The following is a 22,839-nucleotide window of genomic DNA, read 5'->3' on the forward strand; positions in this document are numbered from 1 at the left end:
AATGCGAGGCGCTATATCACGCCAAATAGTGGCGAATCCCACTGACAAACACGCCGAAAAACTACGCTCGGCATACCTTGCTGTACAGTTAAACGTCGCGGGCGATTAGCTCAGTTGGCTAGAGCGCCACCTTTACACGGTGGATGTCGGGGGTTCGAGCCCCTCATCGCCCACATATTTTCTTCTATATTTGTTATTCAGCGCGCTCCTCTATCATGAACGAGAGCTTTTCATTGCCGCATTGCTTCATCACGACTGTGGAACATCTTGGTATCAGACAAGTCATTGGAGCGTCGCGGTATCACAACAGGAGCGCTCTTGAGCCTTTCATTCCTGAGAACAATGTCCCATTGGCTGTACATGCGGCAGGTTTCCCGAAATCATGAGCGCCTGGAATACCAACAGGCCTATAGCCAGCGACATCATCGGCAGCTCATGCGACTGAGTGCCCGAAACCATTGATGAATGGTGTCCAAAAGGCTTGGTCACACATCGGTAGAGTCCGGCTGCGTTCATCGGGTAATGATCAACGAGAATTCTAGATCAGTCCCATACCACTTATAACAAAGGCCGCACACCTACTCGTGTGCGGCCATTGATCTGCCTCAGCGTCCTTTGCCGAAGGCCCTTAAACGGATTCCGTTCCAGTCCTTGCTCACGGTGAGAGGAGTGGCGGCATTCATGCCTGCCGTTTTTGCGGCAGACTGCACAGTGCTGGAACTTGCAGCACCAGGGCGGCCAGGCTTTGGAGCCAGCACCCAGACCGGGCCATTGTCTTCCAGCATGGTTGTGGCGTCAACGATGGTATCGGCGAGAGTATCCTCGTCATCCCCATCTCTCCACCAAATGACAACACCATCGACGGCGGTGCCATAGTCCTCGTCTACCAGATCCTCCCCAGTCAGATCCTCGATTTTAGTGCAGATCGAGTCATCCACGTCGTCATCCCACAGCCACTGCTGCACGATGTCGCCAGCGTGAAAACCGAATTCTTCAGCGTTTTGCGATGCCGTTTGATTCACGATGCACAAATATAGCAAAGCGTCCGGAACACCGCGCCGCCTGTGTCAAAGAACGGCAACGATTTCGGACGCTTTTCGTGCAGATTCCCACTCAATAAGCTGCATTCATGCAGTGCAATGTTCCAACCCTTGAGTATTCCCCGAACCGATGGCCACCAGTGCCTGATATGCCTCGTCAATATTGGAAACCTTGACATCGGTCAAACCTGGAGGCACATGCCCTACCACCTCATCGCAATTCGAAGCCGGAGCCAGGAACCAAGTTGCGCCGTCACGCTTGGCGCCGATCATTTTCAATCGAATACCGCCGATAGCACCGACATTGCCATCCTTGTCAATTGTTCCGGTACCGGCAATCGTCTTACCGCCGGATTCATCCTGCTCGGTCAGCTTGTCGATAACGCCCAAGGTGTACATCATGCCTGCCGAAGGACCGCCGATATCATCGATATGCATAGACACTTTGACATTGGAAACATCAACTCCGAGTTTTTTGGCATATGCCAGCGCAGCGGTCTGTGCTGCGGACTGTGACTCGCTCATCTCTGCGTCCGTCTCTTCTTGATATTCCTCTGCGGTCTGTCCCTTCGGGAATATCGCTTCCTGAGGAAGCACCTCCATATGAGGACTCGCCCAGCCCCACAGCGCATACACATTCGGCACGGGATACCCCGGTAAACCCGATGCATTGACGGTGAGCATCAGCAGCTGTCCTGTATCGGCATAGGTTGTTGCCCCTGAAATACTGATGATCTGAGACCCTCCGGATTCACCCAAAACATTGCGTGTGGGACCTGGGATCTCAACCACATAAGGGCTCGGCATGAATAGCATTGCACCGGCAAGAATCACTCCGAAAATGCTTATGAGATATCGCATCGAATGCGCCTGCAAATATTCTTGCCAGCGCGTCACCGACCTGTCGAGACGAGCCAACACCCCCCTGTCCTGCAAGCTCTCGACGTCCTTGCCATCATCGTCAAGCAGTTCGTAACGGCGTGCATTCTTGGACCGAGTGGATTGATCCTTATTGGCATGATGCAATATCGGCATATCGCTCATCATAAACAAACCGCGTACCTTTCGGCGGACTCGGATGTTTCCTTCAGCGAAACACTGGGATAGTGAGGCAATACTATGGAGACAACGATATGGCCGCACCTATATGCGTCGATTAATGACACACTGTAGAAAACGGCATCAGCAGATACACAAGGTGGCTGGATTATGGACGAAAACGCTATTCACCAATGGTTGATCGATTGTTTCGGTCCCATACAAGGTGAGATGGCATGGAATCAGCTCTCCCAACTACCCCCTGAGGTTCGCGACCAACTCATGAGCCAGGGTGTTGACAAGCTGCCTAAACCCGAAGAGGTCCAGGCGCTTATGCAGGCTTTCGCCTCCGGTGGATTGAATACACCGAGCGAGATGCAGCAAACCGTCGAGCAAGGCCCGATCAATGTCAAACTCGCCACTTCGATCGCTTTGCAGAAAGCGAATGAAGGCGGCCAATCCACTGTGAATGCAGAGGATGGTGAAAGCGCTCGCAAGGCAATCAGCGAAGCCAATCTGTGGCTTGACACAGCATGCGAATTCAACCCGGCTCCTGGCGAGATGCAGGTGCTCACCCGTGCCGGTTGGGTCGAGCAGACACTGGACGCTTGGGCACAGTTCGCCGCGCCTGTGGCTCAGTCCATGAATAACGCTCTGTCGTCGGTAATGTCTGAGCGTTTCGGTGACTCGTTTAACGGCGAAGTGGCAGGAATGTTCGCTGGCCCCGTTCCCATACCGCTGCCAGAGGGGATGAATAATCCGGCACAACTCATGAAGTTGCTGGGCAATACGTCCTTTGCCATGCAGTTGGGGCATGCCGCCGGGGATTTATCTCAGGAAGTTCGCGGCAGCTACGACCAGGGCATCGCTTTGCTGAAGAATCCTGCAGGCGCCTTGATCGTGCAGAATGCACTCGAATATGCCAAGTCCCTGGGCATTGACGAGCATGAAGTACTGGCATTCCTCGCACTTCAGGAAGCCGCCCATGCTCGACTTTTCGCATCCGTGCCGTGGTTGATGCCACGCTTCGAAGCCTTGATCGGCAAGTATGCCCGCGGCATCGACATCGATCTGGATGCCATGGAGTCCCAGCTTCGCGATGCCGGCGCAATGGATCCTGAATCCATTTCGGATGCGGTCAACCTGACTAAGGTCGCCATTCCCGACACTCCTGAGCAAAAGGAGGCATTGGCCAGCTTGGAGAATCTGCTGGCCATTGTGGAAGGCTGGGTCGATAGCGTCACTTGGCGCGCCGGCATGGCTCATATTCCGCATATCGAGCAATTGCGTGAGATGCTGCGTCGCGAGCGCGCTGTCGGCGGACCTGCTCAACGCACATTCGAATCCTTGCTCGGCCTCAATCTGCGCCCCAAGCGTATACGTGAGGCGGCAGCGCTGTGGGATCGCATCGGAGCAGAGGAAGGAGACGCCGCACGCGACGGCAAATGGGTGCATCCTGATATGTTGCCGGGTCTGCCAAGCGAAGCGACTCAGACACCAGCAACAACCGAAGCTGAGACCACAGACAACGGCACCCAGAATGCAATATCGAGTGATGCCAACCTGTCTGCAAACGCAAAGACTCCTGACTCCATTGATTGGGATGCAGAATTGAGCAAATTGCTTGAGGACAACCAGTCTGCAGATAGCGAGGAAAACAGCGACCAAGGGCAAACCAATCCCGAAAACCGTGAACAAGACGGCAATCTGGACGAAACCGGATCAGACGAGGATGCAGACCATGACACCGATTCTCGCGATGAAGGCGAAACCGGAGATAACGGCGCCGAAACACAGGAACAATAGCTCAGCCGCTCTTGATTGAAATGAGAAACGGACCATCCAGCAGTCCTAAACACTCCATCTGCGAATGAAAGGCTTCCGGCTTGAACATTAACCGGAAGCCTTTCACTATGCGTTGTGCGCGTCAGATCAGATATTGAGCATTATCCTCACCCGTATTCATTCCGGAGCCCGAGCTCGGTTGCTGAAGAATTCATCTCAAACGCAACATCTCTGCCATAAGTCATTCCGGTAAGCCGCCCGCGTTTGAAAGAATACTTGGATTATAGGGAGTCCCAAACCATTGAAGGAGCATCAAACATTAACGAAGTCCAAACATTCAGGGAGTCCTCAACTGTTACAAGAGCCCCCAACCTGTAAGGAACCCAAAACCTTCAAGGAACACCAAACCTTGAGGCCGTCCCAAACGACCACACGAGGAAATAACCACAAGAAGAAACTGCTCACGCGAGGAAACGGCTCCCCTGTCTTGACGCAGCCCCTCCCTGCTCCTTGCTCCGCGCAAACGATAGTTGCAATGAATCTTGGGCTCGCGTTATGCCCACATACATCAATCGCCGTTCCTCTTCCAAGTCATCACCCGGATCAGGAGAACCATAAGGCATGAGTCCTTCTGAACATCCCACAATGAACACATGCTTGAATTCCAAGCCCTTGGACGCATGAATAGTGGATATGGTGACAGCTTCCTCTCTTGCAATACCATGAGCAGCCAGAGCAATTTCCTTATCAGAGCCATCAACGTCCAGCGCAGACTGCTGCCATCCAGAATCCCTGCGCACTCGATACTTCAAGCCTTCCTGATACAGAGCCCTCGCAATAACCGACTGCTGGTTGTTAATGCGCGTCAAAATGGCGCAATCGTCAAGAGATACGCCTTGACGCTTCCACTGAGCTATGCGTTGTGCAATATCCATAGCCTCTTGAACGTCATGGTCATATGCAATTTTCAATACGCGAGCGCCCTTGGGTCTCACGGCGTTCAGTATAAGATAATCTTCCCGGTTCGGAGCTGCCTGCAACACGGTATTGGCACAATTCACCACTTCAGGCGTTGAGCGGTAATCGGTTGCAAGATTAACGTCCGCGGCAAGTGGCGCGAACTCCTCAGAGAAATGCAAGAGATCATAGCTGCTCGCACCCGCGAATGAATATATGGTTTGCGCAGGATCCCCTACGACGCACACATTGGTATTGCCATTGAGCCATAACTTCATGAGTCGGTGTTGCAAGGGGGAGACATCCTGATACTCATCGACTGTGAGCCAGCCTATTGAAGAGCGGATGGTTCGCGCTGCCTCAGGAAAATCATCCATAACATGGCAGGCAATGAGCAGGATATCGTTGAAATCGATCTCCCCTCTGTTGGTTTTTTCCTGTTCGTAGGCTATGGCAATATCTGCGAACCGTTGGGAGTCGATCCCCGCAGGAGGCTGCCTATGCAATGCGGAGCACACACGGGGATAGTCCTCGGGTGCGATGAGCGAGACCTTGCACCAATCCACCTCATGCAGCAAATCCCTCATCTGCACTGGATGAAACGGATTGTCGCCCGCTATGACACGCTTCAAGGCACGGTCCAAACATGCCTGCGGATCACGAATAACCGTCGGGAAATATGAATCACTGATATCGCTCCACACGCGACGTAGCTGGTGGAGAGCGGCGGAGTGGAATGTTGCCGCCTTGACACCCTCGCCGACAGACAATGCCGCCAATCTGGAACGCATTTCCGCCGCAGCCTTGACAGAGAAGGTGACCGCCAATACTTTCCGCTCATCCCATCGACCACTGGCACATGCATATGCAATACGCCTTGTGACAGTGCGTGTCTTGCCCGCTCCTGCGCCCGCAATGATACGCACCGGCCCCTGCACAGTAGTTGCAGCAAGACGTTGAGCCTCGTCCAGCCCTTCGAGAATCGATTCAGCGGATGCATTCATAGCGTCCATTGTGTCAGCCATCCCCAACTTCAATGCCTGATATCGCGTTGCACGAACACCATGAGTCCACGAATTAGTACGCAAATCGACAGAATAAGTCGTTTCTAGCCCCCACTGTGTATTAGTGTGGAACTGTGAATCAACGAAGCAAGCTTATGTTGGCAGCGCTTACCTCTGCGGCCATGCCTGGCATTTCCATAGCCGGAGTGCGCGAGGGAGAGCAAGCGAACGCCACCGACGAAGTCAAAGGCATCAGTCAAGCCGTGGTGCAAGATGCCACAGGCCGCCTGTTCGATGTGTTTGCCACATCGCAGGAAGATGGCCGCAAACGGCTTGCAGGACGAGTGCGGGCAGCTCGCGCATTGGCACAGGCACGTGAACCCGGTGGCCTCGGATTTGCCCTTGACCAAGTGGCGGCCGCTACCGATGGCGATGAAGAGCATTGCGCAACGGGAGACACCTCCGTTATGGTTGCCGTGCACCACGACGGGCAGGCACGATCCTTGTCATTGCTGACATTGGAGGATTGCGCCAGTGTTGGCACTGCCATTGGCGCGATTCATAGGCTACGGCCCAACTTCCTGCAGGAAGCGGGATATCCCGTATTTTCCACTGGTCAGATTCGTGCGCAATTGACGGCTTGGATCAAGCGTCTGCGGCAGGCAGGTCATGTCCCCTCTGAGATCACCAGCAACTGGTCGGACATTATGGAAACCGATGGCCTGTGGTCCTTCGCGACCTGCCCTGTGCACGGCGGATTCGCCGATGGGGATTTCCTCTTTTCCGGATCAGCCATTACCGCCGTCACCAATTGGCAAAATATGCAGGTCAATGACCCTGCTCGGGATCTGGCTTGGATTTTCTCCTCGTTGGATGACGCGCACCGCAACGCGGTGTTATCGGCGTATGGTCGCATGCTGGGATCTCGACTTGATGACCTCATCATGCTCCGAGCCAATCTGTGGCTGCAGATGGAAGAGGTCGGTGAATTCATTCAGGCCTTGAACCGCGCTGACAATGCGAAGATCATGCAATTCAAAGCCCATGTTGAACGCCTCGCCCACCAGCTGAGCTTGGCAACAAAACGGAAGTCTTCTGCACCCTCTCGTGCCGCCGATGCGAATGGGAAGACGTCGGGCAATCCCCCATCAACGATCACCGTGGGAACGCTCTTGCAGGATTCCGATAGGCGCAAGGCCGCGGCACAGGCTGCGCAGCAGGAACGTGCTCAGGATGTGAGTGACGAAACCGGCGAAAGCGACCGCACTGGTTCAGCACAGATTCGCGTTGCGTCACAGGATGATTCCACTGTCGACAGACCTGTGCAATCAGGCACCGCAACAGTTGCATCGCCTGCTCCAAGCGCTGCTGAGAAGACCGGCAATCCATCTGATGTCACGATGGCGATCAGCGATATCGAGGCTTCGGCTTCTTCGCATGATCGCGATATTCTCGATGACACGAATGAATCCGGCATCGAGCAATCTTCCCGAACGTTTGAGGACAATACCGCAACAATCGCCATCCCGTTGCTAGAACGCGAAGAGCGTGCAATGCGGGATGCAAAGGCCGGACTGGAAACCGAAGGCATGGTCTCCCCTAACAACGAGCAGCAGGAGGATGAAACCGTCAATGATGATACGAATGACAACGAGCGGCTGGATCCGGATGACACCGGCGAATCCACGCCGAAAGCGTAACCGTTCGCGTCTCTGCCTCGGCACCGGCCACAATGGCACGTAAACAAGTTTGCGCATGATTCTGATTGTCCTGTGACTTTCGGAATGAAGTGCCAATCAAGACAGCACAACTCACGAATAGGAGTACGAATGGATATCGAATTGGGTATCGTCAATGTCGCCCGCCCGGTGAATTTCTCCACCGATGACAACGCCGACCAAGTAAGCGCAGCCATTGCCGATGCAGTGGCGAATAACGGCATCATCAACCTCACCGACACCAAGGGACGCCATATCGTAGTGCCTGCACATGCACTGGGATACGCAATCATTGGCTCTGAAACCAAGCATGCAGTAGGCTTCGGCGCCCTGTAATGCTTGTTGCTGCCGGAGCACAGGCCGTTTCTTATGACTTGCTCCGGCTCTCTGGGAAGGCTGTGGTGAGCGCAACTGCACACCACAGCCTTCTTCATATTTTGATGCATTCAAGTTCGTGTTGCTTCATTGCTTATTCGTAATGCAGAATGCAGCATTTCTTCAGATAACCATTATCACGAATGATGCTACCCAAGATTGGCCGCGTCAACACCTGCCAAGGAAATAGCACCGCGTGCCACGATTTCCTTGACGGTATCGTCATCGGTCAAGCACTCGCCCAGCACATTGGGTTTGCCGGCCCCGTGCCAATCAGATCCACCCGTGACCAATAGATCATGACGCTTGGCAATACCAAGCAATCGGCGTCGCTGGAACTCATCATGCCCGCGGTGCCACACTTCCAGCCCATCGAGCCCTTCATCAATGAGCGTTTCTATCTGTGCGTCGCTGAGTAGTCTCCGATTGCGCATGGGATCGCCTGCATGGGCGATAACGCAAACACCTCCGGCTTCCCCAACAGCACGGACCACCTCGTGTGTGGTCGGAGAAGGAGTCGGAACATAGTATCTGTTCCGAGTGCTGACAATACCGGCAAAAGCTGCGGAACGATTCGGATACACCCCAGCCGCCACCAAAGCATCGGCAATATGAGGCCTTCCTATGGTAGTGCGTTCTCCCTCTTTCACCTGAGCCAGCACATCATCCCAATCAATGGGGTAATCCTGCGAAATCAGCGCCACCATTTTCTTGGTTCGTTCCAGTCGAGCTTTGCGCGTATCCGCAAAGAGCCTGGAGATATGTTGGCTGCGTGGATTGTATTGGAATGCAAGCATATGGACGGATACACCGTCATCAACCGCTGTGATCTCCGTGCCTCGAACCACGGGTTCGCCCAGACGTTCCGCCGCCTCCTGAGCCGCGGTCCATCCCGCAGTAGTGTCGTGGTCAGTAATGGCCACGCCATGCAGCATCCTGCGCCACGCCTCATGCACCATGAACTCGACGCTTTGCGTGCCATCCGAAAACACGGTATGGCAATGCAAGTCCCAGCCAGACTTCGGCGGCAGCACAGAAAAGTCGGTTTCAACCATAATCCCTATCGTATTCGCTCGCGTTCTATTTTCCTACGTAATGGGTGTTGGGCGGTTCCACGAGTCAGCGCGGACATTACAATATCTGTTGAGGATCGTCCGAACAGATGACAAGGAGTGGAGTCGCATCGTCGCTCCAACACAACTATGACCACACAGAACACACAGAGCCAGAACAATGACGGCACAGTGGCGCAATCTTCTTCACCTCATTCCAACCCAACCGACGCTTCGCAACCCGGTGCAGCTCAGCTCAAGGGGTGGAGACATGGTGCGACTTGGGTGTATGCAGTAGCACTGATTGCGTCTGCCGTAGCCTTATTCGTCTCATTCATCTTGTCGGCAGAGACATTGCAACTCGCTCGCCATCCAAATCAAAGCCTGGGATGCGATGTCAATAGCGTATTGTCCTGCTCGACGGTAGCGCAGTCTTGGCAGTCGGAATTCATCCACTTTGCGGGATTGAGTTTCCCCAATGCTTTCTTTGGCATCGCTGCCGAAAGCGTTTTTGTCACCATAGCCGTTATCGGATTGACACATGCAAGACTTCCCCGCTGGTTCTCCATATGCACATGGTTCGGCTCTCTGGCAGCCCTGTTCTACTCGTACTGGCTGTTCACACAATCCATGTTCGTCATCAATGCTTTGTGCCCGTGGTGCCTGTTATTGATGTTCTCTACCACAGTCCAGTTCATGGCATTTTCACATGCTTCAATAAGCGATCGCAACCTCGCATCTAAAGCCGGGTGGCTGCGCACATATTATCGCCTGAACTACGATCTTATGGTCGATGCAGTGTGGATTGTGGCACTGATCGCTCTGATTGCCGTCAAATATGGCCCAGCCCTCATCGGTTGATCTTGCATAAGGCTCATACAACCTGATACACGAATGCCGGTGTCGGTCGCAATGCGATTTGTCATTGCAACCAACACCGGCATTTGTATATGGTGTCACTCGTCATTCACCCAGTGACACCGGCATTGAAAACTACAACAGTTCCACCTTGCTCACCATCATGGCCGATCCGGTAAGCGTCACGTCATCATCGCTGACATCGACCAGCAAAGTGCCGCCTCGCATCACGATCGTCCAGTGATCGATTCCGGTCTTCGCTTGCAACACAATACCCGTTGCGCATAATCCCGTGCCGCAGGACAGGGTCTCTCCAACACCGCGCTCATTGACGCGCATGGTCGCAATACCGCGGTTGTTTGCTCCGTCAATTTCATCGATGCTGACGAACTCCACATTCTGATCGGTCTCGATGGTCGGAGAGACCAAAGGCTTCACACGGAGATTCAGCATATCCATAGCCGGCAGAGTCGAGGATTCTTCGCTGATCACAGCCACGACGTGGGGATTGCCCATATCAACGAAAGTGCCTCGCGCGGCTCCTTCAGATCCTGGAATGGTTACGGCGTAGGCATCGAGTTCGCCTCGTCCCCATCCACCCATGTCCACACGGAAAGTGTTCTTGCCGCAGGGTTCCACATCACCCAAGTAGGTCAGGGTCTTGACGCCTGCTCGGGTGCCCAGTTTGACCGATTCACCCTCGCTCAAACTGATCAAGCCCTGATGTTGTGCGAATAACGTGACCGCTCGAGTTCCGTTACCGCACATCTCTGCGAGAGAGCCGTCAGCATTGCGGTAATCCATGAACCACTCGACCTGCTCCTCGGCAAACAGCTGCAGCGTTTGCTCATCAAGATCAGGCACGTCCTTGACAGCAGCCAAACGAATCAGACCGTCAGCGCCTACCCCAAAATGTCGGTTGCACAGAACACGGACCTCAACGTCTGTGGGATCGTACTTCCCCTCCGGATCCGCGTACACAATGAAATCATTGCCTGTTGCGTGCGTTTTATACACAGTTGTTGGAATGCTCATTCTCTTAAGAATACTAGTATTGCGCGATTCATGATATGCAGCGTTCTCTCAGTGAAATATGAGCATCGCAGATCATTGTGCGCTCGCACAGGGATCGTCTGGAAGCAGGAGCGTGCCATGAGTACATGCCGCATTGGCTGCATTGCCGACAGCGGAAGCCGAAGGTCATACCTCTGAGTTCCGATACCATATTTGCAATATATGGCGCACACAATAAGTACACGAGGACTGTCGCCAGCAGACCAATCTCAGACGAACAATCTCGAAGAAAGCGCGATTGAGAACGAAGCAAGCCGTGGATAATTCCCACACGTAACTGCCCCCGAGTACGCTGAACCATGAAATTGAGGAGGCTATATGACATCCACAGCGCCAATCGGAGTATTCGATTCAGGATTGGGAGGCATATCAGTAGTCCGCGAATTGCGACAAACCCTCCCCAATGAGCATGTGGTGTATTTCGGCGATTCCGCACACGCACCATATGGCACGAAAACTCCTGAACGAGTGCGCGAACTATCCTTCTCCATAGTCGACCAGTTCATGAGCCAAGGTGTCAAGGCCATTGTTATCGCTTGCAATACCGCCACTTCAGCAGCGGTCGATGATTTACGCAAGGCTTATGACATCCCGATTATCGGCATGGAACCGGCACTCAAGCTTGCTTGCGATCGCGGTCAGGGCAAGCCACAGCGGGTAATTGTTGCGGCTACACCCCTCACATTGCGCGAACATAAATTCTCTGCTTTGATGGAACGCTTCCAGGCAGGACATGATATCCATCCCCAGCCATGCCCCGATTTGGTGAGCATTGTCGAACATGGCCAACTCGACGATGATGAACGAGTCATGAGTACTTTGCATCGATTTTTTGACCAATATGATATGGAAAAGACTGATTCTGTAGTGCTTGGATGCACCCATTTTGTGTTTTACCGTGACTATTTCAGGAAGCTTCTGCCCGAAACAGCAGCGATTATCGACGGCAATGCCGGAACGATACGCCATCTTCGTGAAGTGCTTGAATCCCGAGATGCCTTGGCTCCCAAAGATCAGATCGGTTCGGTCGCCATTTCGAACTCAGATTCTAGTGAACGCATTCACACCTTATCGATCGACCTACTCAATCGGGATTGATGTGCACTAAACGCTTTGCCATATGCCGGCCATATGCCGGCCAGCCTCCTCTCCAAAGTGTTCAACGAGGCGAATATCGTTCACAAGGTTAGGCTTTCAACTCCCTTATCTTGAAACACAATGTGCGCAGTGCCCAATCCGAGGCACTGCGCACATGGATACGCGAGAAGTTAAGCGTATTGACTACCTATTGCGGCCGTCACCATGCTGAACCTCATTGGCAGTAAGCATGGCCTTGGTCGTCTGCTCATAGAGTTCCTGATAGCCACCAGGCGTCGAAGCGGGCAACACAACAGTCTTCGCATTATCGGATTCCGCAAGCGAGCGCATCACATCCAAGTACTGGTTGAAGAGCACGACATTGTTGACATCACCGATATTCATACCGACCGCTTGCAAGCTTTTGATCTGGTCGACAATGCCGTTGGCGATTTCGCGACGGTAATTCGCCTGTCCCTCACCCTGCAGCCTCGTCTTCTCGGCTTCAGCGGCAGCCTGTGTTTCTATCTGAATGCGCTGTGCCTCTGCCCTCTGGCGAGTCGCCTCCTTTTCGCGTTGAGCTGCATTGATGGAATCCATGGCGTGCTTGACCTGCGGGCTGGGGTCAATCGCGGTGATCAACGTTTTCACCACCGTGAAACCGAAGCGAGACATCTCGTTGCCCACGGTTTTCTGCACATCGGCCGCAACATCATCCTTGCGCGCGAAGGCATCGTCCAAAGTCAGAGCCGGGATAGCGGAGCGCAATGCATCTTCCATGTATGAACGCAGCTGTCCCGCAGGATCGCGCAGTTCGTAGTATGCCGTTGCAACGTTTTCCGGATTGACGCGAAACTGCGTGGATGCCACGACAGTGACGAATACGTTGTCCAATGTCTTGGTTTCCAACTTCACATTGAGCTGAGAAACTCGCATATTCGTCTTCATGGCAATGCGATCCACGAATGGAATGCGCATATGTATTCCTGCGAACATCACCGACTGGAATTTTCCGAAGCGTTCAACGATATATGCCTGTTGCTGCGGGACGATGAACACCGATGCAGCGAGGAATGCAATAAGAATAGCAATCAGGATGATGATAGATACCATTGTGGCTCCCATCTCTGGCCCCCTTAGGACTGTGATCCGAGCCGTCCATGGCTTAGATTCAGTTTTCAGTCTAGCATTGCGCGATTATTCATGTTTGCGATACTCACCGATGCGATTCCACGGCTGATTTCCAGTTGGCAAAACGCCGAATATTCCAAAAAATTGGTTACATTCTGAAACACCTTCGTGCCAATACCACATATTTTTGCCGAAATATCGCCAATACCAACAACTTTATGAAAATATGTTTAACTTTCCGTTCCGCGAACAAGGTACATCTATTACACTTGAGCACGCAGGTAACGATGCCAAGGTTCGGAAACGTTCCGAATATGGCTTCGCCGCCCCGCATGATGCCATATACGAGCAGCAAAGGAGCTCACATGACTACTGTCGCCATTGTCGGCTGCACCCACGCAGGTACATTCGCCGCCACTTCTATTCTGAATAACCATCCTGATTGGACTGTGCATGTCTTCGAGCGTAACGACTCCTTATCGTTCCTCTCTTGCGGCATTGCACTGTGGGTTGGCAATCATGTGAGCGATCCGAATCGTATGTTCTATTCCTCTCCTGAAGCGCTTACCGAGGCTGGCGCCACAATGCATATGCAGCATGATGTGCTTGACGTTGACGTTCAGGGAAAGACTCTGCATGCCAAGGATATGAAGACCGGCGAGGTCACTGAATACACATTCGACAAGCTGGTGGTCACCACAGGTTCCGCACCGGTTCTGCCTCCTATCGAGGGGTTGCACGAAGCAGTCGAAGCAGGATCAGTGCTCCTGTGCAAGAACTGGGACAACGCGCTGACGATCAAGGAAAAGGTCAAGGATGCAAAGACCGCCGTAGTGATCGGCGCTGGCTATATCGGTGCCGAACTGGCTGAGCAACTCGACAGCATTGAGGTAAAGACCACTCTTATTGACGCACTCCCCCATGTTTTGGAGAATAATTTCGACCTTGCCGTTAGCGAAGCCGTCGAAAAAGCATATACCGATAACGGCGTCACTCTGGCTTTGGGCCAGAAGGTCACCGCATTCCGTCCTGCGGAGGACGGCAAGGGAATCACCGTTGTCACTGAAAAAGGTGAATACACTGCCGATCTGGCAATCATGGGAGCTGGATTCCGCCCGCGCACCGATCTCTTCCGTGATCAGTTGCAGACCATTGACAACGGAGCCATCGTCATCGACAAGTACATGCGCGCCTCTGCCCCAGACGGCACCGTGCTGAGTGATGTGCTGGCTGCCGGCGATAGCGCAACAGTGCATTACAACCCTACCGACGTAGCCGATTACATCCCGCTGGCCACCAATGCCGTGCGTCAAGGTCTGCTGATCGGCGAAAATATTGTCGAACCGACCCACGAATATCTCGGCACTCAGGCGACCAGCGCAGTGCAGCTCTTCGATCTGACGATGTGCGCAACCGGCCTGACCCATGCCTCAGCCGTCAAGCGCGGATTCGATGCCGGTACGGTAACCATTACCCAGGATTATCGTCCTGATTTCATGCTGACCACCACTCCAGTGACCGCGACATTGGTGTGGGATAAGAGCAATGGCCGCATTCTCGGTGCCCAGTTCCTTTCGAAGCATGATGTGTCCCTGGCCGCTAATGTGGTCTCCGTTGCCATCCAAGGCAAGTTCACGATCGCTGATTTGGCCGGCGCAGATCTGCTCTTCCAGCCGAACTTCAGCCAGCCGATCAATTTCATCGGCGCTGTGGCAATAGCCGCAACCCAGCAGTAGTTATCCTCTTCGCCGTGCTTAGTATAAGTTGCTCAAGCAATTGATACCGAGCACGGCGAAGCTGTTTTCAATACACTGAGAACTCATAGCGGAGTCCTGCTAGTATGACGACTGCACACCATGAATTTCCAATGAAGGACTAAGACATGTTTGAACCTACCAGCGTGTACACACCGAATCCGTCACGATATGACTCAATGACATATAACCGCAGCGGCAAAAGCGGGTTGATGTTGCCCGCCGTTTCCCTCGGTCTGTGGCACAATTTCGGCGATATCACCCCGTATGAGCAAATGAAGCAGCTGTGTTTCACGGCATTTGATAACGGCATAACCCACTTCGACCTTGCCAATAACTATGGCCCCGAACCAGGCAGCGCCGAGAAGAACGCGGGCCGTATTCTGCATGAGTATTTCTCGCATCATCGTGACGAGCTCATTATCAGCACCAAGGCGGGCTTCGAGATGTGGAGCGGCCCTTATGGCGATTGGGGAAGCCGCAAGTATTTGTTGGCAAGCCTTGACCAGAGCCTTGAGCGTCTTGGACTGGAATATGTGGATATCTTCTACCATCATCGCCCTGACCCGGAAACGCCACTTGAAGAGACCATGGGAGCCTTGGCTCAGGCAGTTTCCAGCGGTAAAGCGTTGTATGTTGGTTTGTCCAACTACGACGGCGAGCGCCTCGAACAGGCCAAGGCTATTTTGGATGAACTGCATGTGCCCTTTGTGATTGCTCAGAACCGATACAACATCTTTGACCGCACTGTCGAAAATAACGGCCTCAAAGAAACCGCAAATCGGCTGGGCAAAGGATTAATCACTTACTCCCCACTGAATCAAGGGCTATTGAGCGACAGATATTTGGATGGCATTCCTGCCGATTCCCGCGTGGCACATGACGGGCGTTTCCTCAATGAGGAGGCCGTCAATCGTGTCCATGACAAGATCGTCAAGCTCAATGAGATTGCTCAGCAGCGCGGTCAGACCCTAGCCGAGATGGCATTGGCGTGGCTTATGCATGATGGCAAGGTGACCAGCGTGCTTGTCGGTGCATCCAAGCCACAGCAGATTCTTGACAATATCGCCGCATTGAAGAACACCACCTTCAGCGATAAGGAGCTCAAGGCAATCGACGAAATCGCAAAGTAGTCCCTGTGCTGTTTCGGCTGCATATATCACCGAAACGGCTTAAGTTGAGTTGGGCCCACGTCTCGCTGAGCGTGGGCCCAACTCATACGTGCCGATAGTCATTCATTGTTATGCAACCTGATTCCCAGCAGCAGCTATTCGCACAGTCCCACCACCTTGCCAAGCCGCACTTTCGTCATATGCACCGCTTTCAGCCCTCAGCCTAGGGAAGGACGACGCTACTCCGGCGCCACATGCTAGTGTGATTGATGCCCTGATCTGCGATAGATGGGGGTTCCTCCCAAGGCACTGACCACCGCAAATAGAAGAGAGCGATGCAATGTCACAGAACCTATCTTCAACCACGCCTCAAACAGCATGGTTGCGTAACGTTATTTTGCTCATAGGCGGCCAATTCATTTCTTTGTTTGGATCCAGCTTGGTGCAATATGCGATCTGGTGGGATTTGGCAATCCGCTCCAATTCAGGCGTCACCATTATGTGGGCCACCATATTCGGTATGTTGCCCCAAGCCTTCATTTCCATATTCGGAGGGGCATGGGCAGATCGCTTCTCGAGACGACTGCTTATTGTCTCACCAGATGCGGTTATTGCGGGTATCACCTTGTGCTTGGCCATTGCATATGCCACTGGCAATGCGCAAACCTGGTTCGTTTTCGTGGTGCTCTTCGTCCGGTCGGTCGGGGCAGGTATTCAATCGCCCGCAGTCGGCGCGTTTATTCCGGAGATCACTCCGTCGCAACATCTGATGCGAGTGAATTCCTTGAACGGCACGCTGCAATCCTTGCTCAATATTGTGGCGCCGGCTATCAGCGCCGTGCTTATCGGACGATTCGCCCTACAATCGGTGCTCTTCGTCGATGTGTTCACTGCGATTATCGGCATCGGGTGCATTCTGCTGATCCGAGTAGAGTCCCCACAAGAAGGCCAAGCCACTTCACATTCGACGGCAACGCTGTCACCCGAAGAGACAGAATACAGCACAGTAACTATTGATGGCTCCGATCAAGAGCACCAATCTGCTTGGGCGGATATCCGAGATGGCATTCTGTATAGCTTCCAGCACCCGACGCTGCGACGCATGCTCATAGGTTTTACGTTGGCATGCCTGATCTGCGCGTCCCCGACCATGCTTTCCTCGATTTTCGTCAATCGCAATTTTGCCGAAACACCTTTTGACCTTGGGATTGTTCAGTTGACCTCCATAACCGACAAACTCGGATTCTTCGAACTGACCTTCGGTATCGGCATGGTCGTAGGCGGTATGATCATGACTGCTTGGGGTGGATTCAAACGTCGGTTGGCATCCCTAGGCATCGGTATTGCAGGAACAGGTATTGCCAATATCATCATGGGACTCTCGGCGAATACCCTGATGAATTCGATGTGGGTTTATGTGATTTCCTTCGTGCTGTTTGGCCTTTTGATTCCATTGATGAATGCGCCGACCTTCACCTACATCCAAGAATACGTCCCTCCCACTATGCAGGGTCGAGTATTCGGACTGGTGAATGCGTCTATCTCCTTCTCCATGCCTTTCGGAATGTTGTTTGCCGGGCCTCTTGCCGATTTCGTTCCGATTGAGTGGATATTCATCGTTTCTGGAATCATCACCGTTGTGGCCGGCATATGGACCATGTGGCCTACTGGCATTGATGAGGAAGCGAATTAGCGTTCATCCTGCACATGCATGAAATCTTCAACTCGGTTCCACGCCACGGCGTAACCAGCGCCATGCGCGCAGAATACTGAGTCCGGCGTGTGGTTTGCATCGCCTTCTGGATCGTAATGCGCTTGCTCGATTATTTCTTCAGCATTATGGCATGGTTTATAACCCGCAACACGGCAATCAAATCGGCCTCGTCCATGTGTGAAAGCATGCACTGTTATGGCATAATCTCGCATCTGTTCCACAGGTGCAGTGCCAGATACCATTGCAAACTCGCCATCCACAGAAGGCGCCTCGCATTGCCCCGACATGCGCTGCACATCAGCCATCACACGGCCAATGAATTCCTGCGGCACTTCCGCATGGAATTCATACCATGGCTCAAGCAATACGCTTTGCGCTTTCATCAATCCTTGTCGAACAGCCCGATATGTTGCCTCTCGGAAGTCGCCACCTTCAGTATGTCGAGGGTGTGACCGACCTGAAATCACCGTCAATCGGATATCCGTTATCGGGGATCCCGTAAGCACGCCGAGATGTTCGCGCTCTTTCAGATGGGTCAGCACCAAGCGTTGCCAATTCGGCGCTAGAATATTGTCGTCGCAATCCGCAGCAAAGCTGAGTCCACTTCCTTCTCCCGTTGGTTCCATCAAAATATGAACCTCTGCATAATGTCGCAACGGCTCAAAATGGCCCACACCGATAACAGGCTGTTCAATGGTTTCCTTGTATAAAATGCTTCCGGGACCGAAATCCACCGCATATCCGAACCGATCCAGCATCATCTGTCTGATCACTTCGAGATGAACTTCGCCCATAAGTCTGACTCGGACCTCACCGACATGCTCATCCCAGCGAATATGCAGCAGCGGATCTTCATCTTCGAGGATTCGCAGAGCTTGCAATGCCTTGTGCACATCCACTTCGCCAGGCAAAAGGGTATATTCCAAAACCGGTTCCATAGTCGGGGCAGGAGCATTCGTCTGAGTACCATACCCATCTCCTGCCCGCGTGCTGGTCAGGCCGGTTGCTGCGCATATCGAGCCGGCAGGAAGTTCATTTGCCAATTCGAATTTGGCACCCGAATACACTCTGAGTTGGTTGCTCTTCTCTGTCGGATTGTTTGCAGGATCCAGAGGAGACTTCACTTGGAGTGTGCCGCCTGTAACTTTTATCCAGGTCAGTCGCTCGCCGCGCGGATCATGGGAAATATTGAAAACCTGCGCCCCAAACTCTTGAGCATACACAGGTTCTTCTGCATATCGTCGCAGACCATTGAGCAGCGTATCGATTCCTTGCAGCTTCAAAGCAGAACCGAAGAAAACCGGTATCATCGCGCGCTGAGTGATCAAAGAACGAATGGTTGAGGTCGAAATGGCACCGTTATCGAGGAACTCTTGCGTTGCCCCATCGCCCAACATGGCAACATCTTCTTGAAATTCCGGGAGCGTGGCCGATTCGCTGTCATTGACGCTGGATGACAAAGCATTTGGATTGCCTAATTCATCTATTTCAGATCCATGTGTAATCTCTTGGACGACTTTATCTGTCGTCAATCTGCTCACACCTGAGCAGTCGATGCAGTTCTCTGAAAGCCTTTGGCGAAGCTCGTCTAGGATTGCCTGTTTATCTGCGCCATCCGCATCCATCTTATTGATGAAGATGAAAGTTGGTATGTTGCGATTACTCAGCAAACGCCACAGCCGCTCTGCTTGCCCCTCAACACCGCCTGAGGCACTGATCACCAGGATGGCATAGTCGAGAACCGAAAGCGTTCGTTCCATCTCTGCCGAAAAGTCAATATGGCCCGGCGTATCCAATAGTGTGAGCTGCAGGTCATGATAATTCAGCTGAGCCTGCTTGGAAAAAATGGTGATACCGCGCTGTTTTTCCATCGCATCCGTATCAAGGAATGCATCGCCGTGGTCCACACGGCCCAGTGTTCGCAGCTGACCGGATTCATGCATGAGCCCTTCCACAAGCGTGGTTTTACCCGCATCGACGTGCGCGAGAATCCCTGCAACAATACGGGTCAACTTGGCTCCTAAAACTGATACTAGATACCACTAAATTGGAACGGGTTCCTATTGTACGCTGTGACTCGCCCGCCGAACATTTCAGATACTTAAACCCAACCGTCTAAGAATTCGAGCATCCTCCTGATACACCAGATTCACGGAATGTTTCAGGCTAAACCGTTCATTATTAGAGCTAACAAACCCTGCAAATACTAAAACTGCACCTCAATATTAAACCGCAAGATTTTCGATATTGAAGTGCAGTCTGGTAAATTCAACTTCTACTAAATCATTGCTGGGATTTCCGAACTGCCGTCTGAATTGGCTGTTGAGACCGACTTGTTTGAACTGGCTGAGCCATCATGGTTGATTGTGCTGGAATTGGTTGAGTCGACATTGATTGAGGTGTCATGGGCTGACCCTGTTGTTGTGTCATAACAGGCTGCAAGAAATATCCATTTCTCTCTGCAGTCATCTCTGCAACACGTGCAATGCGTGCAACATTCTCGAATAGTTTGATAAGAAGCAGATATGGAAGCAAAATAATGACCCCAAGCAGGATACCAACGATGATCACGAATACGTAATCACTCGAATCGGAGTCAGACATTTCCGAAATTCCAACAAGTACCACGATAATTGTCAGTATTACGCCGACCCACGCCAATACTTTTGCTGTCGCAATATACCCAAAGCCATACCTTGAATCCACATTCCTAAGCATCGGTGGTTGAGTTTGCATTTTCTGATACTGTGGGTTCCCTTGATTTTGCGATGCTTGATTTATATTCTGTGACATGGCTTCCCTCCCTGCCTTTATATAGTCACATGCTCTTAAGGCTAGTGCCATCGAACCATTTCTCATAATATCTGTAGATAAGTCTCGAATATTGATCCATTTCAAATAGGAGTAAATACGACACCATCGTTCTGATTCCACGTTTTAGCTGATTCTCGTTTCCTGGAGTGATGTAAAGCGCACATCATCAGCTAACAAGAAGTAGCACCTATCATGTATTCGGCGTAATTGTTAAGATAGCTACAATGCAAGCCACCCGAACAGGCTGTGAATTAGCTTTCTACCCTCTTGATAAGATTGTGTCACCATTCTTGATGTTCGAGAACCTGCTGTGAATTAGCTTTCTACCCTCTTGATAAGATTGCTTGGAAACACTGATGAACGCCGTCAGGGCTGTGAATTAGCTTTCTACCCTCTTGATAAGATTGAACGAACAGGAATTCCTCGACGGGCACGGCTGTGAATTAGCTTTCTACCCTCTTGATAAGATTGAGCACTAATCAGAGCTTGGCCGGATGCCGCTGTGAATTAGCTTTCTACCCTCTTGATAAGATTGTGCGACAAAGGATATGCGGTGACCGAGGGCTGTGAATTAGCTTTCTACCCTCTTGATAAGATTGCAGAGACATCTTCGACATGCTCTACCGGGCTGTGAATTAGCTTTCTACCCTCTTGATAAGATTGAAAGTGCTGCAAGAGACAGCAGAAAAAAGCTGTGAATTAGCTTTCTACCCTCTTGATAAGATTGCATTTCCTCCTTGGACAGCTCTCCCAGCGCTGTGAATTAGCTTTCTACCCTCTTGATAAGATTGCATCAACGGCATCCAGCCCGTCGAAGCCGCTGTGAATTAGCTTTCTACCCTCTTGATAAGATTGAACGAGGATGACACATGCGAGGATGATTGCTGTGAATTAGCTTTCTACCCTCTTGATAAGATTGGATTTTGTGATTTCACGGATTCCAAAGCGCTGTGAATTAGCTTTCTACCCTCTTGATAAGATTGAGACTTCCACGCACGACGAAGCCACGTGGCTGTGAATTAGCTTTCTACCCTCTTGATAAGATTGATCAATCTCGCCAAGAGGGTAGATTTCAACGTTTTCAGGTTGTTTTGCGTTTAAAAAAGCAGCAAAGTGTCAGGTGTTTCATCTTCTAGTTGAGGCCTTAAATTTGCAAATCGGAGAGATTTTGACCATTGCTTATCGGTTATGTGCAAAATCCTCACTTTTCCATTAGGTGGAAGATTTTCTTTGACTTTCAAAACAGTCGTACGGTTCCCATCTGCCGTTGGTGAGTAACGGGCATACACGGAAAACTGAATCATGCAATATCCCATATCCTGGAGCAAATGCCTGAACACAGCAGCATCATGACGTTCTCGCTTGGTCAAAACAGGAAGATCGAACATAACAAGACACCACATTCCACCACTATCCTCGTCGATTTTCATGGTTAATCCTTGACATATTGTGGAATTTCAATTTTGTCTAGCTTTCGCTCCACATACAGTGCATACTGCTGGCTGAAATCATTGATTTTGCTCGGAATCGTTAATCCTTCGCCATTGAATTGTCTATTAATGTTGGAGATCAGATATCGCTTGACTTCCTTGTCAATTAACGAATCATTTTCGGATAGCTGTGAAACCTTTACGTCTACTGTAGGCCTGAAGACCTCTATCAAGTCATCTGCCAGACAGAAATAATTACCACCATTATGATGATGTATTCCCAAACATGGGCATAAACCAGCTGCGATAACGGCTTTGATCGTGAAGCCTCTCAGTATGGTATATGCGTAATCTAGTTGCCCGTTCCTAGGATCACCGCTACCGGGGATTCTATGAAAATCGGAGTCTCTTGCAAACAGTGCCGACCAGTAATCTCGTGCAGCTCTTCCTTCCACATTTGTTAAATCCCCTGAACGGACTCCGGCAGCGAGTCCTCTAAGATGACCGCCACCGTCAATGCCTAAAACATCCAGTACCGCTGCTTGTCCTCGGATCTTCGACTGAATGATTCGTCCCCAGAGATTCTTCTGCCGAGGTATCGTCTGTTCAATCTGTGCCCTATACCGCACGTTAATACGCGTATTGATATTTGACCATGGATGCATAGCCGAAATGGGGATACCTCGCCAGTCGCAAGTCATCACGGAAACGCCATACACAGAGCATTGATGCAATAAACCGGCGGAACAATTGCAATGCAGTCCAATAAGCAAAACAGCAATATCAGATAGTGGCGCATCCGTGGATGTGTCTTTGACCGAGTCATAAACCAGCAATCTGCCACGCTCATACTTCAATGAACCATGTAAATCACAACAATCCACGATGCGCCATGCACTTTGCATC

Annotated in this window: 18 protein-coding genes, 1 tRNA gene and 1 CRISPR repeat array; of the genes, 9 read left to right on the plus strand and 10 right to left on the minus strand. The window is 51.8% G+C overall.

What is annotated here, in order from left to right; genetic code table 11:
* The first annotated feature begins 99 nt into the window (after positions 1–99).
* Positions 100–173 (plus strand) — tRNA-Val (locus tag BITS_RS01245).
* A gap of 432 nt (positions 174–605) precedes the next feature.
* On the opposite strand, the gene BITS_RS01250 is transcribed toward BITS_RS01245, so the two are convergent.
* Both BITS_RS01250 and BITS_RS01255 read right to left on the minus strand, forming a co-directional pair.
* Positions 606–1,031, minus strand: coding sequence for a DUF3052 domain-containing protein (locus BITS_RS01250; RefSeq protein ID WP_154568622.1), 426 nt, complete (start codon positions 1,029–1,031; stop codon positions 606–608).
* A 96-nt stretch (positions 1,032–1,127) separates the two neighbouring features.
* Positions 1,128–2,087, minus strand: a complete 960-nt coding sequence (locus BITS_RS01255) for a YlbL family protein (RefSeq protein WP_238556511.1) — start codon at positions 2,085–2,087, stop codon at positions 1,128–1,130.
* A 162-nt stretch (positions 2,088–2,249) separates the two neighbouring features.
* Here BITS_RS01255 and BITS_RS01260 point away from each other — a divergent pair, with 162 nt between their 5' ends.
* Positions 2,250–3,884, plus strand: a complete 1,635-nt coding sequence (locus BITS_RS01260; RefSeq protein ID WP_026642933.1) for a zinc-dependent metalloprotease — start codon at positions 2,250–2,252, stop codon at positions 3,882–3,884.
* A gap of 440 nt (positions 3,885–4,324) precedes the next feature.
* On the opposite strand, the gene BITS_RS01265 is transcribed toward BITS_RS01260, so the two are convergent.
* A complete protein-coding gene (locus BITS_RS01265) occupies positions 4,325–5,824 on the minus strand; it encodes an ATP-dependent helicase (protein WP_152571158.1) in 1,500 nt (499 codons plus the stop codon).
* A gap of 155 nt (positions 5,825–5,979) precedes the next feature.
* Between BITS_RS01265 and BITS_RS01270 the strand changes: the two genes are divergently transcribed.
* Both BITS_RS01270 and BITS_RS01275 read left to right on the plus strand, forming a co-directional pair.
* Positions 5,980–7,524 (plus strand): phosphotransferase, encoded by a 1,545-nt coding sequence (locus tag BITS_RS01270; protein WP_238556524.1) that lies wholly within the window; start codon positions 5,980–5,982, stop codon positions 7,522–7,524.
* Positions 7,525–7,653: 129 nt separating this feature from the next.
* Positions 7,654–7,878 (plus strand): DUF3107 domain-containing protein, encoded by a 225-nt coding sequence (locus tag BITS_RS01275; protein ID WP_026642931.1) that lies wholly within the window; start codon positions 7,654–7,656, stop codon positions 7,876–7,878.
* 188 nt (positions 7,879–8,066) lie between these two features.
* Here BITS_RS01275 and BITS_RS01280 read toward each other — a convergent pair whose 3' ends face one another.
* Positions 8,067–8,972, minus strand: coding sequence for a PHP domain-containing protein (locus tag BITS_RS01280; protein ID WP_026642930.1), 906 nt, complete (start codon positions 8,970–8,972; stop codon positions 8,067–8,069).
* Positions 8,973–9,119: 147 nt separating this feature from the next.
* Between BITS_RS01280 and BITS_RS01285 the strand changes: the two genes are divergently transcribed.
* Entirely contained in the window at positions 9,120–9,830 is a 711-nt protein-coding gene (locus BITS_RS01285; protein ID WP_081693612.1) for a vitamin K epoxide reductase family protein, read from the plus strand.
* A 132-nt stretch (positions 9,831–9,962) separates the two neighbouring features.
* Here the strand turns inward: BITS_RS01285 and dapF are convergent, their stop codons facing one another.
* Positions 9,963–10,862, minus strand: coding sequence for a diaminopimelate epimerase (dapF, locus tag BITS_RS01290; protein ID WP_026642928.1), 900 nt, complete (start codon positions 10,860–10,862; stop codon positions 9,963–9,965).
* A gap of 357 nt (positions 10,863–11,219) precedes the next feature.
* Between dapF and murI the strand changes: the two genes are divergently transcribed.
* The gene (gene murI / locus BITS_RS01295; protein ID WP_026642927.1) at positions 11,220–11,999 is read left to right on the plus strand and encodes a glutamate racemase; all 780 of its coding nucleotides are present in this window, start codon (positions 11,220–11,222) and stop codon (positions 11,997–11,999) included.
* A gap of 183 nt (positions 12,000–12,182) precedes the next feature.
* Here murI and BITS_RS01300 read toward each other — a convergent pair whose 3' ends face one another.
* Entirely contained in the window at positions 12,183–13,091 is a 909-nt protein-coding gene (locus BITS_RS01300) for an SPFH domain-containing protein (protein WP_229774901.1), read from the minus strand.
* A gap of 383 nt (positions 13,092–13,474) precedes the next feature.
* On the opposite strand from BITS_RS01300, the gene BITS_RS01305 reads away from it, so the two are divergent.
* From BITS_RS01305 to BITS_RS01315, 3 genes are all read left to right on the plus strand, one after another.
* Positions 13,475–14,845, plus strand: coding sequence for an FAD-dependent oxidoreductase (locus BITS_RS01305; protein WP_026642925.1), 1,371 nt, complete (start codon positions 13,475–13,477; stop codon positions 14,843–14,845).
* A 146-nt stretch (positions 14,846–14,991) separates the two neighbouring features.
* Positions 14,992–15,996: an aldo/keto reductase gene (locus BITS_RS01310; protein WP_026642923.1), complete on the plus strand. Its 1,005-nt coding sequence runs from the start codon at positions 14,992–14,994 to the stop codon at positions 15,994–15,996.
* Positions 15,997–16,315: 319 nt separating this feature from the next.
* Positions 16,316–17,668, plus strand: a complete 1,353-nt coding sequence (locus BITS_RS01315; protein ID WP_044259208.1) for an MFS transporter — start codon at positions 16,316–16,318, stop codon at positions 17,666–17,668.
* Here the strand turns inward: BITS_RS01315 and BITS_RS01320 are convergent.
* The 4 genes from BITS_RS01320 to cas1 form a co-directional block, all read right to left on the minus strand.
* On the minus strand, positions 17,665–19,701 hold the full coding sequence (locus BITS_RS01320) for a GTP-binding protein (RefSeq protein WP_026642922.1): 2,037 nt from the start codon (positions 19,699–19,701) through the stop codon (positions 17,665–17,667). The genes BITS_RS01315 and BITS_RS01320 overlap by 4 nt on opposite strands.
* A gap of 271 nt (positions 19,702–19,972) precedes the next feature.
* Positions 19,973–20,482: a hypothetical protein gene (locus BITS_RS01325; protein ID WP_152571148.1), complete on the minus strand. Its 510-nt coding sequence runs from the start codon at positions 20,480–20,482 to the stop codon at positions 19,973–19,975.
* Between the two features lie 264 nt (positions 20,483–20,746).
* Positions 20,747–21,550: a CRISPR direct-repeat array (repeat unit 36 nt; unit sequence GCTGTGAATTAGCTTTCTACCCTCTTGATAAGATTG).
* 50 nt (positions 21,551–21,600) lie between these two features.
* On the minus strand, positions 21,601–21,933 hold the full coding sequence (cas2, locus tag BITS_RS01330) for a CRISPR-associated endonuclease Cas2 (protein WP_026642920.1): 333 nt from the start codon (positions 21,931–21,933) through the stop codon (positions 21,601–21,603).
* Between the two features lie 2 nt (positions 21,934–21,935).
* On the minus strand, positions 21,936–22,838 hold the full coding sequence (gene cas1, locus BITS_RS01335; RefSeq protein WP_026642919.1) for a type II CRISPR-associated endonuclease Cas1: 903 nt from the start codon (positions 22,836–22,838) through the stop codon (positions 21,936–21,938).
* Position 22,839: the final 1 nt, after the last annotated feature.

This window comes from Bifidobacterium tsurumiense (assembly GCF_000741765.1).
Lineage (GTDB): Bacteria > Actinomycetota > Actinomycetes > Actinomycetales > Bifidobacteriaceae > Bifidobacterium > Bifidobacterium tsurumiense.

Bases quoted from the DNA above. Each gene is read 5' to 3' on its own strand.
- BITS_RS01255 (WP_238556511.1), bottom strand. From the start codon at position 2,087: ATGATGAGCGATATGCCGATATTGCATCATGCCAATAAGGATCAATCC.
- BITS_RS01260 (WP_026642933.1), top strand. From the start codon at position 2,250: ATGGACGAAAACGCTATTCACCAATGGTTGATCGATTGTTTCGGTCCC.
- BITS_RS01265 (WP_152571158.1), bottom strand. From the start codon at position 5,824: ATGAATGCATCCGCTGAATCGATTCTCGAAGGGCTGGACGAGGCTCAA.
- BITS_RS01270 (WP_238556524.1), top strand. From the start codon at position 5,980: ATGTTGGCAGCGCTTACCTCTGCGGCCATGCCTGGCATTTCCATAGCC.
- BITS_RS01275 (WP_026642931.1), top strand. From the start codon at position 7,654: ATGGATATCGAATTGGGTATCGTCAATGTCGCCCGCCCGGTGAATTTC.
- BITS_RS01280 (WP_026642930.1), bottom strand. From the start codon at position 8,972: ATGGTTGAAACCGACTTTTCTGTGCTGCCGCCGAAGTCTGGCTGGGAC.
- BITS_RS01285 (WP_081693612.1), top strand. From the start codon at position 9,120: ATGACCACACAGAACACACAGAGCCAGAACAATGACGGCACAGTGGCG.
- dapF (WP_026642928.1), bottom strand. From the start codon at position 10,862: ATGAGCATTCCAACAACTGTGTATAAAACGCACGCAACAGGCAATGAT.
- murI (WP_026642927.1), top strand. From the start codon at position 11,220: ATGACATCCACAGCGCCAATCGGAGTATTCGATTCAGGATTGGGAGGC.
- BITS_RS01300 (WP_229774901.1), bottom strand. From the start codon at position 13,091: ATGGTATCTATCATCATCCTGATTGCTATTCTTATTGCATTCCTCGCT.
- BITS_RS01305 (WP_026642925.1), top strand. From the start codon at position 13,475: ATGACTACTGTCGCCATTGTCGGCTGCACCCACGCAGGTACATTCGCC.
- BITS_RS01310 (WP_026642923.1), top strand. From the start codon at position 14,992: ATGTTTGAACCTACCAGCGTGTACACACCGAATCCGTCACGATATGAC.
- BITS_RS01315 (WP_044259208.1), top strand. From the start codon at position 16,316: ATGTCACAGAACCTATCTTCAACCACGCCTCAAACAGCATGGTTGCGT.
- BITS_RS01325 (WP_152571148.1), bottom strand. From the start codon at position 20,482: ATGTCACAGAATATAAATCAAGCATCGCAAAATCAAGGGAACCCACAG.
- cas2 (WP_026642920.1), bottom strand. From the start codon at position 21,933: ATGAAAATCGACGAGGATAGTGGTGGAATGTGGTGTCTTGTTATGTTC.
- cas1 (WP_026642919.1), bottom strand. From the start codon at position 22,838: ATGCAAAGTGCATGGCGCATCGTGGATTGTTGTGATTTACATGGTTCA.